At 66.4% G+C, this 17,669-nt stretch carries 15 protein-coding genes; 9 read left to right on the top strand and 6 right to left on the bottom strand.

The genetic code is table 11. The annotated features are described in order from the left end of the window. Positions 1-181: 181 nt before the first annotated feature. From HXX10_RS17675 to HXX10_RS17660, 4 genes are all read right to left on the bottom strand, one after another. Entirely contained in the window at positions 182-2,755 is a 2,574-nt protein-coding gene (locus HXX10_RS17675) for a hypothetical protein (RefSeq protein WP_296524110.1), read from the bottom strand. A gap of 598 nt (positions 2,756-3,353) precedes the next feature. Beyond that, positions 3,354-3,764, bottom strand: a complete 411-nt coding sequence (locus HXX10_RS17670) for a hypothetical protein (protein ID WP_296524109.1) — start codon at positions 3,762-3,764, stop codon at positions 3,354-3,356. Positions 3,765-3,778: 14 nt separating this feature from the next. Then, on the bottom strand, positions 3,779-4,282 hold the full coding sequence (gene gpt, locus HXX10_RS17665) for a xanthine phosphoribosyltransferase (protein WP_296524108.1): 504 nt from the start codon (positions 4,280-4,282) through the stop codon (positions 3,779-3,781). 98 nt (positions 4,283-4,380) lie between these two features. Beyond that, positions 4,381-5,178: a molybdopterin-binding protein gene (locus HXX10_RS17660; protein ID WP_296524107.1), complete on the bottom strand. Its 798-nt coding sequence runs from the start codon at positions 5,176-5,178 to the stop codon at positions 4,381-4,383. Positions 5,179-5,507: 329 nt separating this feature from the next. Between HXX10_RS17660 and HXX10_RS17655 the strand changes: the two genes are divergently transcribed. The 4 genes from HXX10_RS17655 (at position 5,508) to HXX10_RS17640 (ending at position 9,636) form a co-directional block, all read left to right on the top strand. After that, positions 5,508-6,926 (top strand): circularly permuted type 2 ATP-grasp protein, encoded by a 1,419-nt coding sequence (locus HXX10_RS17655; protein ID WP_296524106.1) that lies wholly within the window; start codon positions 5,508-5,510, stop codon positions 6,924-6,926. 8 nt (positions 6,927-6,934) lie between these two features. After that, positions 6,935-7,876 carry an alpha-E domain-containing protein gene (locus HXX10_RS17650; protein ID WP_296524105.1) on the top strand — a complete coding sequence of 314 codons (942 nt, stop codon included), beginning with the start codon at positions 6,935-6,937 and terminating at the stop codon, positions 7,874-7,876. A gap of 31 nt (positions 7,877-7,907) precedes the next feature. After that, positions 7,908-8,735, top strand: coding sequence for a transglutaminase family protein (locus HXX10_RS17645; RefSeq protein WP_296524104.1), 828 nt, complete (start codon positions 7,908-7,910; stop codon positions 8,733-8,735). A gap of 154 nt (positions 8,736-8,889) precedes the next feature. Beyond that, entirely contained in the window at positions 8,890-9,636 is a 747-nt protein-coding gene (locus tag HXX10_RS17640; RefSeq protein ID WP_296524128.1) for a peptidase, read from the top strand. A gap of 77 nt (positions 9,637-9,713) precedes the next feature. Here the strand turns inward: HXX10_RS17640 and HXX10_RS17635 are convergent, their stop codons facing one another. Further along, positions 9,714-10,469 (bottom strand): FadR/GntR family transcriptional regulator, encoded by a 756-nt coding sequence (locus HXX10_RS17635; protein ID WP_296524103.1) that lies wholly within the window; start codon positions 10,467-10,469, stop codon positions 9,714-9,716. Between the two features lie 193 nt (positions 10,470-10,662). Next, on the bottom strand, positions 10,663-11,625 hold the full coding sequence (locus HXX10_RS17630; RefSeq protein ID WP_296524102.1) for a hydroxyacid dehydrogenase: 963 nt from the start codon (positions 11,623-11,625) through the stop codon (positions 10,663-10,665). 279 nt (positions 11,626-11,904) lie between these two features. Here HXX10_RS17630 and HXX10_RS17625 point away from each other — a divergent pair, with 279 nt between their 5' ends. From HXX10_RS17625 to HXX10_RS17605, 5 genes are all read left to right on the top strand, one after another. Beyond that, complete coding sequence (locus tag HXX10_RS17625) at positions 11,905-12,840, top strand: dihydrodipicolinate synthase family protein (RefSeq protein WP_296524101.1); 936 nt, start codon at positions 11,905-11,907, stop codon at positions 12,838-12,840. A 13-nt stretch (positions 12,841-12,853) separates the two neighbouring features. Then, complete coding sequence (locus HXX10_RS17620) at positions 12,854-13,984, top strand: iron-containing alcohol dehydrogenase (protein ID WP_296524100.1); 1,131 nt, start codon at positions 12,854-12,856, stop codon at positions 13,982-13,984. 271 nt (positions 13,985-14,255) lie between these two features. Further along, positions 14,256-15,245, top strand: coding sequence for a tripartite tricarboxylate transporter substrate binding protein (locus HXX10_RS17615; protein ID WP_296524099.1), 990 nt, complete (start codon positions 14,256-14,258; stop codon positions 15,243-15,245). A gap of 541 nt (positions 15,246-15,786) precedes the next feature. Then, a complete protein-coding gene (locus HXX10_RS17610; RefSeq protein ID WP_296524127.1) occupies positions 15,787-16,551 on the top strand; it encodes an SDR family oxidoreductase in 765 nt (254 codons plus the stop codon). A 622-nt stretch (positions 16,552-17,173) separates the two neighbouring features. Further along, complete coding sequence (locus HXX10_RS17605; protein WP_296524098.1) at positions 17,174-17,665, top strand: hypothetical protein; 492 nt, start codon at positions 17,174-17,176, stop codon at positions 17,663-17,665. Positions 17,666-17,669 lie beyond the last annotated feature (4 nt).

The raw sequence follows: 17,669 nt of genomic DNA, 5'->3' as shown, positions 1-17,669 counted from the left end.
AGGGCTAACGCCGCCTGAACGAGGACAGAGGCCGCGGGTCGGATGCCACGGGCAATGAAACGCTGCGGGCCGATACGGAGCGCGCGCCGGACGGGTTTCGTCCCGACCGATGTCACGACACGTCGTCACCCTGGTGCGGGCGGCCGGGATCGAACCGGCACAGGCCTCGCGGCCCGAGGGATTACGGAAGATAGGCGTCGTTCTCTCGGTCGTCCGGTCGCAGCGTCAATAGCGTTGCCCCAATGCCGCTGCCATTGAGCATGCGCTTGAGTTCCTCAAGCGTGGCGTTCAAGCGCTTAGACGGCGGTTCCATGACGGCGAGCGTGACTACATCAGGCCTCAACCGCATTGCGACCTCCACCAACGACGTGAGGCCAATGTCGCGCCCAGAGCTTTTCACTTCGCATAGATGGACAATTCCATCCACGACGCAGATCAAATCGGCTTCGTGTTCCGGCGGCGTCTTCTCGTCCTTCGGATAGCTTTTCCAGAGTTCGTGCGGCCCGAGATAGAAGAACGTCTCGCGCGCGTTGCCCTCCAGGGTGATCAAGCACCATACAAGCGCTGTCAGGCCGTGCTCGCGCAAAGCATCTTTCAGGAACCCATTTAGCTTGAAGCTCCACGGCCTATCGACCGGCGCCGGTTCTCTGGCGCCACATATCGAACATACGAGTTCCGGTTCCAGCGCGCCGATGTCGTTCCAGTTCGTATTGAAGCAGGTATCGCAGCGCCATTGGTATCCCTGGAATAGGACTTTCTGAGCGCACCGGTTCTGCACGCCGTTCCTCAAGGATCGCTTCGCCCGCGCGATCCACTTTTCCGGCTTGTCCGCTTTCTTCTTGGCTAAGATTTCCTGCTCCGTGGCGAGGAACCGATCGTGACGCTTTAAAAGCATATCATAGGAAAGAGCTTGCTGCGGCAGACGCATTTGATGCGCCTCGCTCGCGACAAGGGCTGTTAGCCTGTCCCATGTATCGTCATTCCAGTCGCCGGGCGGCGTTCTAACCGCACGTACCTTCTTCTTAATTTTGTCCCTCACCTGCTCGCGGCGGATTGGACCAATCGAGCCGCCAAGCTCGTCGAAAACAGCTCGCCAGTAACTATGAAGAAGCACAGCGCCCGCTTCCTGTATGCCGCCAAACATGCGTAGCGCGCCGATAAGATACCGGCCCTTGTCTGAAGGTTGAGCCCATTCGAATGGTCCAGTAGGCGCTTCCCATTTGTCGAAGCGCCGGAAGGGAGGCCACGTATCCCCCCGCTGCATAGCATACCGAAAGGCAGTTTCATCATTCGGCAATGCGATCACCGGCGGCTGTTCGCCGAGGCCTGCGAAAAGCGTCAGAGTTCCTTCACCGGTCGTACGCGTATGGCGATATTCTCGGCCTTGGTCCTTTGCTTCGTGATAGCCCAAGAATGCCTGATGGAATCGAAGGCGGCGCGGAAAGTGCCATTGATGGCGTATGTTAGAAAACCGAGAATGATTTTCTTGTCGCTCGAAGCGCACATCCATCGCCCATGAACCGTCGACAGCGAAATTTTTGCTTTGAACATGTTCGATGTGGCTCGGTTCTACCATAGGTGGGCGCACTTGTTGGCCGGTCGCTGGAAATTCTTTCCATTGAACCCCGCGCTCAAAGAATCCGCCGGTGATAAGGTGAAGTGGTCGCTCAAGCGCTTTTGCCGAAGGCGTAATGCTATCGAGTGTGATAGGCTTCGTGACATGATAGCTGTTCCAGTTGTCAGCCGCCCTGAAACGCTCCCCAATCGCGGTTAACTCGCCTTCAGGCACGCTTGTCGAACACAACTCGACCCATGGCGTGCCGGAGTCTCGCGGTACGCCATTTCTCCTTTTGAGGAACGCGACAAGCGCGGTAAAGAACTCTGGGTCCTCCAGCCGTGCAGGCGCAACAATGAGCGTGGTGGGTTCGCGGCCTAGAAACGCGGGATCGCGACTGCGCAGGTTCCAGAATACAACGCGATCCGCGAAGGACTCGCCCACGACAAGCATGAACGCATTTTCGTATCGATCGCGCAATTCAATACGGGGTGCCGCATCGGCAGCAACCTGCGCTAAGCCAAATGTGTTCGGGTGCGTTGCCAAGTAATGCAGCAGTGCTGTGGCATCACCGACCGTCTCGTCGGCGTAGCGTCGCCCACGGTTTGGCTTGTTCAACACCTGGTCTGACACAACAGCAAGCGGCTTCACTGCGTCTGCTAGGTTCGGGGGGATTGGCCATCGTCCATAACTGCCGTAAAAAGTTCCAAAATTGTCATCGATGAAGTGGTCGCGCTCTGAGGCTGGTAAGTAATCAACCAAGCGGATAGGCTGCGGCGCTGAAGCAGGAAATGCACGCGCGTATTGCAATGTAGTCGACAGAGACGTGAGCGTGGAAATAGGCAAAGCGACACGGAAGTCGCGAGCGGTCGGCTCGCCCTTGATGTCTTCAGCATGTCGGACCAGATACGCAGGCCCGAAGCTTTCCCTGATTTTCAGGAGGCCTTCATCGCTCAAGTCGACGAACGAATAAATGATGTCAGGATCGAACGCCGTCAGCCATGGAATGTAGCTGTCACATGGATAGCCATTTTCACAAGGGCAAATGAGGCTATAACGTCCGCCCCAGCGTGACATTGACTCTGCGAAAATGCCGTCAAGCTTCAGGTGCGAGTGATCGCCATCCGCGACAAAGAATGCAACGCGGATCGGGCGTGGGCGAATATAGCCTTTGGCAGCTTCTAGCTGTTCGTCGGTCATGGTCTTTGAAATGAACTGGTGCGGGCGACCGGAATCGAACCGGTACAGGCCTTACGGCCCGAGGGATTTTCGTACCGACTTCGGCTTTCGCCGCCGTGCCTTGCGCCGTTCGGCGAGAAGGCCCGTTCGTGGTCTGGACTATACCTTCACCATAGCGCGTTCGCGCCTTAGGCGCTGCCCGTCTAGTCTCTACACCTTCCAGCGGCACGTTCATGCCGCTGGCTTGGCTCGGGATTGCCTGTGACCGGTTCCCCCGAATTTGAGCAGTTCTGCACCTCGGGTTTCCCCGTGGGCACTCAAGCGTTCAAGTCCCTTGCGTCTACCAATTCCGCCACGCCCGCACTGTGGCCAATCTACCAATCCAGACCTTGAACACCAACGGAAACCTACAGGTCGAGAACCCGGCGGGTCGGGCGACCGATCCGGATCGCGGGAGTTCAGGCGGCGCGCACGGTAATCGAGGCGTCCGCCATGTTCTCGAGCTGGGAAGCCCAGAAACCAGCCGGCGAGGCGCCGACAAGGCCTCGCCGCACGCGGCCTGCCGATGTCGGCCGGCCGATCGCCTCGACGCCGCGGCCCCGGCCGGGGTGCCCCGGCCTCAGTGCCCCTGCTTCGGCCGGCCCGGCGAGGTGCCGTCGGCCCCCTTCGGAGCCTCCTCGTCGTCGTCGAGGTCCTGCTCGGCTTCCGTCAAGGCCCGCCGCATCCCCTCGAGAAAGATCTCGGCTTCCTTCTTGTGCGCCCGCACGACGCTCTCGACCTCGGCGCCGTGGCGGTCGAGGGCGAGCTTGAGGCCGGCCACCGACGGCTTCTCGGTCTCCAGCACATAGGCGACCTTGCGCAGCTCGAAGGAGAGATCGACCAGCAGGGCCGAGATCGTCTCGTCCGGCACCTCGTGCTCCTCGATGTAATCGAGCACATAGGCGCGCAGCGCCTCGTAGTGGGCGTCTAGCTCGTCGTCGAGCGCCTCGTCGAGCGGCTCGTCGTCGAAGGGCTGGTTCGGTCCGGCCATGGGATCCCCGTGGTTCAGGCGCCGCCGGCGATCGGCGGCTGGAAGGCGAGGCCGGTGTCCCAGGGGAAGAAGATCCAGGTGTCCTGCGAGACCTCGGTGATGAAGGTGTCGACCAGCGGCCGACCCATCGGCTTGGCATAGACGGTGGCGAAATGCGCGTTGGGAAGCAGGTCGCGCACCACCCGCGCGGTCTTGCCGGTGTCGACCAGGTCGTCGACGATCAGCACGCGGCCGCTGTTGCCTTTGCCGATCGCGAGGATCTCCTCGGTCACCCCTTTGAGGATCTTCAGGTCGCCCTGCTGGGTGTGGTTGTAGCTCGCCACGCACACGGTCTCGATCACCCTGATGCCGAGCTCGCGGGCGACGATCGCGGCCGGCACCAGGCCGCCGCGCGTCACCGTCACCAGCGCGTCGAACGGCCCCTGCCCGGCCAGCCGCCAGGTCAGCGCCCGGCAGTCGCGGTGGAACATGTCCCAGGACACGGGGAATGCCTTCTCGGGGGTCGCAGCCGCGGCCATCTCGTCTCTCCGGAGCGTCGCGCCCCCGCCCGCAACCGGGCGGCGAGCGCATGATGGAAAACCTCGGACGCCGCGGAACCGGCCGGGCGTCCGTCGAATCACGTCGCCTGCTGGGCGGCGAGCGCGGCGCGCACCTGCGCCAGCATGCGCTCGACCGCCGATCGGGCCGCCGCGAGCTTTTGCGGGTCGCGGCCGCGTACCACCAGGTTGGTGTTGGGCCCGCCCTGGTCGTCGGTGAACGGATAGCTGCCGATCATCACGTCCGGATGCGCCTTGGCGACGGCGCCGAGCTCGGTGCCGATGTCGCCTTCGCGCAGATCCGCCCGTACGCTTTCCGACAGCAGCTTGACGCCGGTCCTCAGCTTCGGCGCCACCTCGTCGAGCATCGCCTGCATGACGGCCGGGATGCCGGCCATGACGATGACATTGCCGATCCAGAAGCCGGGCGCCTTCGACACCGGGTTCTGCACCAAGTCGGCCCCGCGCGGAATCCGCGCCATGCGCAGGCGCGCCTCGTTGAGATTGGCGACGCCGACCCGCTCGGCGATCAGCGCCACGGCCCGCTCGTCGCGATCGAGCGGCACGCCGAACGCCTTGGCGACCGCATCGGCCGTGATGTCGTCATGGGTGGGGCCGATGCCGCCCGTGGTGAAGACATAGGTGTAGCGCTGGCGCAGCGCATCGAGCGCGGCGACGATCTCGGCCTCGATGTCGGGCACCACCCGGACCTCCTCGAGGTCGATCCCCAGGGCGGTCAGATACTCGGCGACGTAGCCGATATTCTTGTCCTTGGTCCGGCCCGACAGGATCTCGTCGCCGATCACGAGGAGAGCAGCCGTCACCTCGGCAGCCTGGGATTCTCCCTGGGCGGCAGAATCGCGCGTCTTTTGGGTCATTGTTCAACTCCGGCGTCGCTGTCGTGTATCCCGACCGGAAATGCCGCTCAAGCGCGCCGGACGCGGATCTCGGCCGCATCCACGGCCGAACGCCGCCATCCTGGTCATCGGCAGCACAATACATGGGCACAATTTTTAGGCAGACCGGCCCTTGCCGGGGTCGGCGGCCGCTCGGCGCCACCTCCTGCCAGCCGGCTCGGCTCCGCCGCGGCTGTGGCGCGGCGCGGCGGCGTCGACGCGGTCGGCCGGACGTGGAACAGTGGCTCGACACTTGCATCGACCAGGCCGAGGGGCGTCCGCCTCCGATCGGATGCCGTCGGGGACCAAACATGGCGGATTGTTTCGACGAGATGCGAGGCGTCGACGGCGCGATCCGGCCCGCCTATGCGGGTCTCGACGCTTGGCTGCGCGACCTGTCGCCAGACCTGCTGGACCAGCGCTGCCAGGAGGCGGAGCTGCTGTTCCGGCGGATCGGCATCACCTTCGCGGTCTATGGCGAGGCCGAGTCGACCGAGCGGCTGATTCCGTTCGACGTCATCCCGCGGATTCTGTCCTCGGCCGAATGGTCGCTGCTGCAGCGTGGCCTGACCCAGCGGGTCAAGGCCATCAACATGTACCTCAAGGACATCTACGGCCGCCGCGAGATCCTCAAGGCCGGCATCATCCCGGAAGATCTGGTGTTCCAGAACCAGGTGTTCCGCCCCGAGATGAACGCCCAGAAGGTGCCGCACGACGTCTATGTCCACATCGCCGGCATCGACATCGTCCGGGTCGACCACAAGACATTCTACGTCCTGGAGGACAATGCCCGCACGCCGTCCGGCGTCTCCTACATGCTGGAGAACCGGGAGATCATGATGCGGCTCTTCCCGGACCTGTTCTCGCGTTACCGGGTGGCGCCGGTGGAGAACTATCCGGACGAGCTCCTGGCGACCCTGAAGTCGGTCGCGCCCGAGACCGCGGCGGCCGACCCGACCGTGGTGCTGCTGTCGCCCGGCATCTACAACTCGGCCTATTTCGAGCACTCGTTCCTGGCCGACAAGCTCGGCATCGAGCTGGTCGAGGGTCGCGACCTGCTGGTCAAGGGCGGCGTCGTCTACATGCGCACGACCGAGGGGCCGAAGCGGGTCGACGTCATCTACCGGCGTGTCGACGACGACTTTCTCGACCCCCTCGCCTTCCGGCCCGATTCGACCCTCGGGGTGCCGGGCCTGATGTCGGCCTACCAGGCCGGCCAGGTCACGCTCGCCAATGCGGTCGGCACCGGCATCGCCGACGACAAGGCGATCTACAGCTACATGCCTGATATCGTGAAGTTCTATCTCGCCGAGGAACCGATCCTGCAGAACGTGCCGACCTGGCGCTGCCGCGAGCCCGAGCACCTCACTTATGTGCTCGAGCACCTCGCCGAGCTGGTGGTCAAGGAGGTGCACGGCTCCGGCGGCTACGGCATGCTGATCGGCCCGATGGCCGACAAGGGCAAGCTCGCCGCCTTCCGCACCCGCATCGAGGCCGACCCGAAGAACTACATCGCACAGCCGACGCTGGCGCTCTCCACCTGCCCGACCTGGGTCGAGCGGGGAGTGGCGCCGCGCCACATCGATCTGCGCCCGTTCGTCCTGACCGGACGGGACACGGTCCGCATCGTGCCGGGCGGGCTCACCAGGGTCGCGCTGCAGCGCGGCTCGCTCGTCGTCAATTCCAGCCAGGGGGGCGGCACCAAGGACACTTGGGTGCTCGATACGTAAGCGTGGTCATGCTGTCCCGAACCGCCGACAACCTGTACTGGGTCGCCCGCTACGTCGAACGGGCCGACTATCTCGCCCGCATCCTGGAGGTGACGCTGCGCCTCACCGCGCTGCCGCTCGCCTATGTGGGCTCGACCAACGAATGGGAATCCGCGGTGGCGACCGCCGGCTGCAGCCGCTCCTTCCACGCCCATTACCCGGAGGCCGGCGAGGACAGCGTCAAGGAGTTCCTCGCCTTCTCGCCCGACAATCCGTGCTCGATCCGCAACTGCATCGAGCTCGCCCGCACCAATGCGCGGGCGGTGCGCACCGCGCTGACCAGCGAGATGTGGGACGTCATCAACGGCGCCTGGCTGGACCTCAAGCGGTTCAACAACGCGCCGGGATCGCGCGAGGAGTTCATGCACTTCCTGCGCTGGGTGCAGGAGACGTCGCTGCGTTTCGACGGCTCGGCCTCGCGCACCATGCTGCGCACCGACGCCTACTGGTTCTTCCGGCTCGGCCTCAACATGGAGCGGGCCGACAACACGGCCCGCATCCTCGACACCAAGTACCACCTGCTGCTGCCCGAGGACACGCATGTGGGCGGGCCGCTCGACTACTACCAGTGGGCCGCGATCCTGCGCTCGGTCTCGGCGCTGACGTCCTATCACTGGGTCTATCGGGAGAGCCTGAAACCCTGGCTGATCGCTGACCTGTTGATCCTCAATCCGAAGATGCCGCGCTCGCTCGCCAGCTGCTATGAAAATCTGGTACGGTATTGCGACGCCCTCGCGGAGGCCTATGGCCGCCAGGGCACCTCGCAGCGCAAGGCGCGGGGCATCCGTACGCGATTGTCCAACTTGAGGATGGAAGAGATTTTCCAGAGCGGTCTGCACGAGTTCATCAGCGAATTCATCTCCGACAACAACGAGCTCGGCGGTGCCATCTCGCGTCAATACCTGATGTGAGCGGCCCCGCCGCGCCCCCACCGGCTTTCCCATGCGCATCCGCGTCTCGCATCAGACCGTCTATCACTACGACTCGCCAGCCAGCCGGGTGATCCAGATCTTGCGCATCACGCCGCGCTCGCACGACGGCCAGCACGTGGTGCGCTGGCGCATCGACGTCTCGGCCGACTGCCGCCTCACCACCCAGGAAGACGCGTTCGGCAACATCACCCATGCCTTCTCGGACGACGTCCCGACCGACCGCCTCGAGGTGCTGGTCGAGGGCGAGGTCGAGACCCAGGACACCGGCGGGGTGGTGCGTGGCGCCATCGAGCGCTTTCCGTCCAGCCTCTATCTGCGCGAGACCGAGCTGACCCGGGCCGATCCGGCGATCCTCGCCTTCGCCCGGTCGGTCGCGCACGCCGATCCGGACGACACCATCGGGACCCTGCACGCGCTGGTGCGCGGCGTGTATTCCGAGGTCACCTTCGACACCGACCCGACCCACGTCACCACCACGGCCTCGGAGGCGTTCAGCCTGCACCGCGGCGTCTGCCAGGATCTCGCCCACGTGTTCATCGCCGCCGCCCGCAGCCTCGGCATCCCGTCGCGTTATGTCAGCGGATACTATTGGCGCAGCGACGGAATCACGGCCCAGGACGCCGGCCACGCCTGGGTCGAATCGTTCGTCCCCAGTCTCGGCTGGGTGGCGTTCGATCCGACCCATGCGATGTGCGCGAACGACGCCTATGTGCGGGTGGCGATCGGGCTCGACTATCTCGGCGCCGCGCCGGTCCGCGGCACCCGTTTCGGCGGCGTCGGCGAGACCCTCGAGGTCGCCGTGAACGTCGCCCAGGCGTTCCAGCAGATACAGAGCTGATCCACGTCGAGAGCTGAGGACATCGGGATCGCCCCCGATGACGGCCGGTGCCGGATCATGCATTGATTCCCGCCGACCAGCGGAGGATTCGATGCTGCGGGCCGAACAACGCAAGGTGCTGCAGCGCAGCGTAGATTCGAGGGGGCTCGACGGAATGACCTATTGTTGCGGGATCCTCGTGCGCGACGGCCTCGTGATGATCGCCGACACGCGCACCAATGCCGGGCTCGACAACATCTCGACCTTCCGCAAGCTGCACGTGTTCTCCAACCCGGGCGAGCGCATCATGGCGGTCGCCTCGGCCGGCAATCTCTCCCTCACCCAGTCGGTGCTGAGCCTGCTCAACGAGGGCCTGGAGAATCCCGAGACCGGCGAGCGCGAGACGTTGATGAACGCCCCCACCATGTTCCAGGCGGCGCAACGCATCGGCCGCGCCATCCGCTCGCTCGCCCACACCGAGGGCCCGGCCCTCGATGCCGCCGACGTCAAGTTCGACCTGTCGTTCCTGTTCGGTGGCCAGATCAAGGGCGAGCGGTTGCGCCTCTTCATGTTGTACTCGGCCGGCAACTTCATCGAGTGCACCCGCGACACGCCCTACCTGCAGATCGGCGAGCACAAATACGGCAAGCCGGTGCTCGACCGCGCCGTGACGCACGAGATCGACCTCTACGACGCCCTGAAGGTGGGCCTGATCTCGTTCGACTCCACCATGCGCTCGAACCTCTCGGTCGGCATGCCGCTCGACACCCTGGTGGTGCGGCGCGACGCCTGCGCGGCCGAGCTCGCCTACCGGATCGAGCCGGAGGAGCCGTATTTCCAGGATCTGCGCCACCGCTGGTCGATGGCGCTGCGCGCCGCCCACACCAACATTCCGCGCCCGCCCTATCTGCCGGTGGGCTGAGCTTCACGGACGCCGGGCGCCGAGCCTCACATCGGCCGCGTCGACGCCGTCAGCGCCGCCGGCAGACGACGGGCCACTCAGGTCCGGTGCGGCTCGGCCGACGGTGCGCCCCCGAACAACCGATCTCGCGAGTCGGCCAGATGCTCTTCCATCAGCCGGCTGGCGCGTAGCGCATCGCCGTCCCGGATCGCGGCAAAAATTCCCCTGTGCTCCTCGAAGACACTCTCGAGCCCCGGATGCGAGGCGAGCAGCGACTTGCCGTGCAGCGTCATGACCACCGCGATGTGATCGCGGATGCCGAGCATGGACGACGACAGGAAATGATTGTCGGCCGCGACCGCAATGGCGTAGTGAAACGAGAAGTCGGCGTCCTCGCGATGCACGTGCTCGCGAGTCGCGATGCCCATCAGGGCCAGCGCCGCCTCGATGTCGGCCAACGTCTTGGGAGTGGCGCGCCGAGCCGCCAGCAGAGCGGTTTCGCGCTCGACGGCGATGCGAAACTCGTAGCAGCGGCGGATGTCGGCGATGCTGCTGATCGGTGCGAAAGCCGGGACCTTCTGCACCATGCCGGCCGTCACCCAACTGCCGGCGCCCTGCCGCGACTCGATCAGCCCCTCGCTGCGCAACCGCTTGAGCGCGTCGCGGACCACGGGACGCGACACGCCGTACTTCTCGGCGAGCTGATGCTCTCCGGGCAGCCGGGTGCTCTGCTTCAGCTCGCCGCCGGCGATCTGGCCGAACAACTGCTGATAGACATGGTCCGCCAGCAGAGTGGGCCTGCCGCTCTTGCGTGGCTCGTCGGCCTTGTCGTTCGCTACGGCTTTTGCAGGCATCGTGGCGCCGTCGTCCCTCCCGATGGCAACGCCGCAAGATAGCGAACCGGCGTCGCAAAGCACAATCGCCCGCGGCTCACGCCGCCGCGGGCGCGTCGATCAGGGTCCAGGCGGACACGACTCGCCTCGACCGAGCGGCCCGCTCCCGTCCGATCCCCGGTCCGCCACCGGCACCGCGATAGGCCGCGCGCGGTCACGCGACGAGAAAGCGTGGATCGGGCGGCGCGCCCGACAGGCCTGCGAGGACGTTGCGCGCCGTCTGCAGCGAGACCTCCCGCTTGGCCTCGTCGGTCACCCCGGCGACATGCGGAGTGACGATCACGTTCGGCAGATGCAGGAACGGGTGGTCGGGGGGCGGCGGCTCCGCCGCGAAGCTGTCGATGCCGGCCCCGGCGATCGCGCCCGCGGCGAGCGCGTCGGCGAGCGCGGCTTCGTCGATCACCTCGCCGCGCGCCGTGTTGATCAGATAGGCGCCGCGCTTGATCAGGCCGATCGCGCGCCGGCCGATCAATCCGCGGGTGGCGTCGGTGAGCGGGCAGTGCAGGCTGACGATGTCGGCCTCGGCCAGCAGAGCGTCGAGGTCGTCGACCCGCGCGACCGGCGGCTCGAACGCCGCGTCGGGCGCGAACGGATCGTAGGCCCGCACGACCATCCCGATCGGCGCCGCCATGCGGGCGACGTTACGGCCGATCTGACCCATGCCGACCAGCGCCAGCGTCATGCCGCGCAGCTCGCGGCCGCGGTAGAGCGACTTGTCGAAATGCCCGGTCCGCACGAGGGCGCACTGCCGCTCCAGATCCTTGACCAGCGCGAGCATCATCGCGACGGCGTGCTCCGCCACGGACTGGCTGTTGCAGCCGGTCGCGACCATGACCTTGATGCCGAGGCGACGGGCCGCGGCGACGTCGATGTCGTCACAGCCGACCCCGTGCTTGGCGATGACCTTGAGGCCGGGCGCGGCCCGCATGACCTCCTCGTCGAGACGCGGCACCAAACGCACCATGACGGCGTCCGGCCGGTGCCGCGCCAGCACCGCGATCATCTCGTCCTTGGCCGGAAAGGCGTCCGTCGCCACCAAGACGGCGCCGGCATCGCGGAGCAGCGCGACGCCCTCGTCCGCGATCTGGCTACCGAGACTCACGACCGTAAAGCTCACATCCGCCTCCCCTGGCATCCGGCCCGCCATCTGACCGGAGCTACATGCCACACAAGTTGTTAAGTTGTCAATTCGATCGATCCCGGGCGACGAAATTCAATCCATTGTTATATTTGATATATTATCCGTTTCATGCCGACTGCCAGCATCAGGAGTTTGACGAACTTGTCATGCTGACGGCCACTATTTACAAATTTGTAATTAGACAACATCCCCGCCTGGACGGTTGGGCTGTCGTGCCGGACCGTCCGCGGAGCCTCGCAGAACAGGACTCAAGGCATGAGCACCCACACCAAGCTGACCGGCGTCTTCCCGGCGATTCTCACTCCGGTGGACGCGACCGGCGAGCCGAACGCTGCGGTTCTCGCGGCACATTGCCGGGCCCTGCTCGACGAGGGATCCACCGGGTTCGCGCTCCTCGGCACGACCGGCGAAGCAAACTCGCTGTCCGTGGCCCAGCGCATGAAGCTGCTGGAAGACCTGCTCGCGCTCGGCCTCGGCCCGCAGCACTTCCTGCCCGGAACCGGTAGCTGCGCCGTCAAGGATGCCATCGCGCTGACCAAGCACGCGCTCGACCTCGGCTGCCGCGGCGTCGTGGTCCTGCCGCCCTTCTACTACACGCCGGCGAGCGACGACGGTTTGTTCGCGACCTATGCGCGGCTGATCGAAGGCATCGGGCATGCCCGACCGAACATCATCCTGTATCACATCCCACCGATGTCGCGGGTGCCGATCGGCCCCCTGCTCATCGAGCGGCTTCTCGCCGCGTTCCCGGGCGCGATCGTCGGCGTGAAGGACTCGTCCGGCGAGATCTCCAACATGGTGTCGCTCGCCGAGCGATTCCCGCAGCTCTCGATCCTCGCCGGGGCCGATCCCCTGATGCTGCCGCTGCTGCGCAAAGGCGGCGCCGGCGCCATCACGGCCACCTCCAACGTGGCGATGCCGCTGCTCGCGTACCTGTTCGACAACTTCGCCGATCCCGCCGAGGCGACCAAGGTGGAGCGGGCGCAGGCCTTGCTCTCCACCATCCGCAACGAGACCCGAACGTTCCCGCAGATCGCGACGCTGCGGGCGATCGCCGCGAAGCGCCGCAACGACCCGTCCTGGACCAACTCGCTGCTGCCGAATCTGCCTCTGACGGCCGCCGAGGAGGCCACTCTGTACGCAACCATGCGGCCCCTGCTCGACGCCATGGCGGCCGAGTTCGGGCGCTGACTGAGGGATCCCGATGATCGCCTCCGATCGAGCGCTGCGCCTCGTCCATCCGCCGGTGATCGAGATCGGGCCCGGAACGGTCGCCACCGTCGGGGCCTGGGCCAAGGCGCGCGGCTGCCGCCGGCCGCTGGTGGTCGCCGACGCCTTCAATGTCGGTCGTGTCGACCAGCTCGCTCTCGACGGCCAGGTCACCGTGTTCGGCGAGGTGGTGCCCGAGCCCGACATCGCCAACCTCGAGCAGGTGCTGGCGGTGGCGAGCGCGGCGGCGGCCGATCTCGTCGTCGGCTTCGGCGGCGGCAGCGCCATGGACCTCGCCAAGCTCGCCGCGGTGCTGCCGGGCAGCGGCCAGACGATCCGGGACGTGGTCGGGGTCGGCCGCACCCGCGGCCGCGGCTGCGCCCTGATCCAGGTCCCGACCACGGCCGGCACCGGCAGCGAGGGCGGCATCCGGGCGCTGGTCACGGATCCGGCGACACAGAACAAGCTGGCGGTCGAGAGCATCGACATGCTCGCGGATCTCGCCGTCGTCGACCCCGACCTCACCATGAGCGTGCCGCCGGCCGTCACGGCCGCGACCGGCATCGACGCCATGGCGCATTGCGTCGAGGCCTTCACCAACCGCAAGGCCCATCCCCTGATCGACCTCTACGCCATGGAGGGCATCCGGCTGGTCGGGCGGTATCTCGCCCGCGCGGTCGGCGACGGCTCCGACCGCGAGGCCCGCGGCGGCCTCGCCGTCGCATCGCTCTACGGCGGCTTCTGCCTCGGGCCGGTCAACACGGCCGGCGGGCACGCCCTCGCCTATCCGCTCGGCACCCGCCACCATGTCCCGCACGGCGCTGCCAACGCCCTGATCTTTCCGCACGTGCTGGCCTTCAACGCGCCGGTCGTTCCCGACAAGACGCGACGGGTGCTGGCCGCGCTCGGCCTGCCCGAGACGAATGCGGAGGACGCCGTGCGCGAGGCGAGCCACCGCTTCTGCGCCGCGCTCGGGATCGAGATGCGGCTTTCGCGCCTCGGTATCCCCGCGAGCGACCTGCCCGTGATGGCCGACGAGGCCTTCGCGATCCGACGCCTGCTCGACAACAATCCGCGAGAGCTCTCCAGGGAGGACATCCTGGCGATCTACCGCAACGCATACTGACCGGTCGGTCCCGGCCGACCGGACGAATCGACGGAGCCGAGGAGGTCCGCTGCCGATCCCGCGGGGCGGCGTGCGGGTCGCATCGGGATGCGGATCCGCGGGCGACGACATCGAGACGACCGCCCGTGTGGTCGACCGATCCGGAGCTCGAGCAGATCAGGAGGCAGACATGGACCTCACGACCTCCGCAAGCCCGGACCGGGCCGCCTCGATCCTCGGGCTCGCGTCCGCGCATGTGTTCGCTGCAGCCGAGTGACCTCTGGAGGGCACGATGAATCGCAGGAAGGTTCTGGTCGGCGTCGCGGGTCTGGCAGGCGCCGCATTGGCGCGCATGCCGGCGTGGGCGCAGGAGCAATATCCGTCGCGCATGGTGATGGTGGTCTGTCCGTTCCCGCCCGGGGGCGCCGCCGACGTGTTCACCCGCATGGTGGCGGAGCATCTCGCGGCCACCTGGGGCAAGCCGTTCGTGGTGGAGAACCAGCCGGGCGGCGGCGGCATCATCGGCATGACACGGGTCGCCCGGTCGGCGCCCGACGGCTACACCCTGACGCTCTCCAGCACCGGCCCGCTCGCCGTCAACGAGACGCTCTACGGCGACAAGCTCGCCTACCACACCCTGCGGGACTTTGCCCCGATCTATCAACTGACGATCACCCCGAACGTCCTGATCGTGAATCCGAAGCGGCTGCCGACCATCAAGACGGTCGCCGACCTGGTCGACCATTTGAAGAAGAACCCGGGGCAGCTCAGCTTCGGCTCGGCCGGGATCGGCACGTCGCAGCATCTGGCCGGCGAATATCTCCAGCAGGTGACCGGCACCCGGATGACGCACATTCCCTACCGGGGCACGTCGCTGATGCTGACCGACCTGCTCGGCGGCCAGATCGATCTCGCGTTCGAGAACACCGGCCCGGCGCTTCCGTATATCCGCAACGGCGACCTCCGGGCGCTCGGCTTCGCCACGGCGAGCCGCCTCGACATCGACCCCGGCCTGCCGACCATCGCCGAGACCCTGCCGGGATTCGAGGCCACGGCCTGGCACGGCTATCTCGCGCCGGCCGCCACATCACCGGCGATCGTCGACAAGCTCGCCAAGGAGATCCGGGTCTTCGCGAACAAACCGGAGGTCATCAGCAAATGCGCCGAGCTCGGCGCGATCGTCCAGGTCGACTCGTCGCCGGCCGCCTTCCGGACATTCATCGCCGACGAGACCCAGCGCTGGAAGAAGGTGATCGAGGCCGGGAACATCAAGGCCGGCTGAAACACGGCGCGATCCCTCGTCGCGCGTTGAAGATCGGCGGCGGGCGGCCGCCATGGCAGCGGTCACGGCGACCGCCTCCGTCGCCGGGCGGGCATCACCTCGAACACGCCCCGCGGCTCGCTCCTGGCCTCGCGGTCGACCATGTGTCGAAGGCCCCTCGCCTGCGCCTGATGCTGTAGCTCGTCGAAGAGGCCGCTCGGCGGATCGGGCAGCGGTGCGATCCCCTGTAGCCCTGTTGCCGACCACACCGGCCCCCAGGGGGCGCCCGCGCCTCGTCGACGACAATCCCGGCGCCATACAGGATCGCCCAAACCGTGTAGAAGGCGTTCGACAGGAGGCGTGCGACCAACGGTCCGCGGCCCGAGAGTCGACACGTCCGAGGCGGGAACACTATGGACGGCAGCTCGCTGCATACGGCACACGTTTCGGGGCAGTGCCGGAATCACGGCGCTCCTGTAGAGCGGCCCGGAAGGGCCGAGTACCGGTCGGGACGAACCACCAGCAGAACAACCAGGAGACGATGGCGATGAGCGAGGGGGCAATGCAGGCGGGCGAGAAGATCGCGGTGGTGACCGGGGCCGGCACCGGGATCGGCCGATCGGCGGCGCTGGCCCTGATGGCGACCGGCTTCACCGTGGTGCTGGCCGGGCGCCGGCCCGAGATGCTGGCCGAGACGGCGAGCCTCGGGGCCGCCAAAGGCGGCAGGAGCCTGGCGGTGCCGACCGACGTCTCCGAGCCTGCGTCCATCAAGGCCCTGTTCGCCACGGTCCGGGACACGTTCGGGCGACTCGACGTGCTGTTCAACAATGCCGGCCGCGGCGCCCCGGCCGTGCCGCTGGAGGATCTGCCGTTCGAGACGTGGCAGTCGGTGGTCGCCACCAACCTCACCGGCCCGTTCCTGTGCATTCAGGAGGCGATCCGGATCATGAAGGCGCAGACGCCGCGCGGCGGCCGCATCATCAACAACGGCTCGATCTCGGCCCATACGCCGCGCCCGCGCGCCGTCGCCTATACATCGACCAAGCACGCCATCACGGGGCTGACCAAGCAGGTCGCGCTCGACGGAAGGCCGTTCGACATCTGCTGCGGCCAGATCGACATCGGCAATGCCGCCACCCCGCTGACCGAGCGGATGGCGCATGGCCAGGGCGTGCTGCAGCCCTCCGGCGAGAGCATGGTCGAGGCCCGCATGGACGTCGCCCATGCCGGCCAGGCGGTCGCCTACATGGCGAGCCTGCCGCTCGACGCCAATGTGCTGTTCCTCACCGTGATGGCCAACCAGATGCCGTTCGTCGGACGGGGGTAGACCACGCGCCGTAGCTGACCTCTCGTTCCGTCGCGAGACCGTCGGCTGCGCCGATGCACACGGCACAACAAATACGCGTGATTGATCCGGCCTACTGTCCTGCTCCGGTCCGTACCGTTCACCATGCCCGAGAGCCAACACATTGCTGGAATGAATGTTCTACTGACTTGATCAAAGCTGTCGATGCGGCCTTCCGGCCTGCGCCGCAGGTTGCGCGCATTGATTGCGCAACCTGCGAAAGGTACGTTGACGGACGCATGGTCACCTCGGCGGCAGCGAGGCCCCCATGGGCGATTGGGCATTCTGGAAGCATCTCGGACGTACCAGCGATGTTTTGGGCGTACTCGGGTTTCTCGGCTTTTCGGCCGCGTCCGTGGGCGTCTTCGCGACCATCACCAATCAGCCGACCGTGCTGTCGCCGGCCCCGACCGGCCCAGCAACGGCCTCTCCAGCGACGACCGCTCCGGTGACGTCCACTACGGGGCGGGGGGAGCAGAGAACCGAGTCCCGGACACCTATTTCACCTCGCCCGGATGGCTGCGTCGGATGTGAACCGGCTGCCGCCGCTCCGCCGGCCGTTGGCCGCCCGCCCGCAGTGCCGCAGACCCTCCCCTCGAGAGACATGGTTTCGGCCGGCGAGCTTCGCGGCACGGCACGCGAAGCGCCGGCCGCGGCGGCCCCCGGACCGACAGCGCCAAAGCCTAACGAACCAATCGATCCGGCTGCGCCACGCATCGATCCTCTGATAAAGGCCCGCCTGGTGGAGCCCGATCGACCGTCGCCGCCGATCGCTCCGAACATCACGGTCGGATCCCGCGGCTGGATTCACGCCGGTACCTACGCGCACCTTTTTCTGAGCGTCGGCACCTGGGAAAGTCAGAAGCTCGACTTCTCCTACACAGCCTCACCATCGAGGCTGAAGGGAACAGTCCTGTCGATTACGTCCTCGGATCCGCTGAATCTCCGCGCGGCTCCTCCCGACGGGCGTGGCTCCATGGGCGATATACTGGGAGAGGTTCAGCCGTCGCAGCGCGTTCGAGTGCTCGATGTGTCAGGCCAGAAGCAGGTCTGGCTGAAGGTCGAACTCCTGCCGAGCGCGACGGCGAGACGTTAGCGCG

It is taken from the genome of Rhodoplanes sp. (assembly GCF_013377085.1).
Lineage (GTDB): Bacteria > Pseudomonadota > Alphaproteobacteria > Rhizobiales > Xanthobacteraceae > Rhodoplanes.
This window is presented reverse-complemented; position numbering and strand designations above follow the sequence as displayed.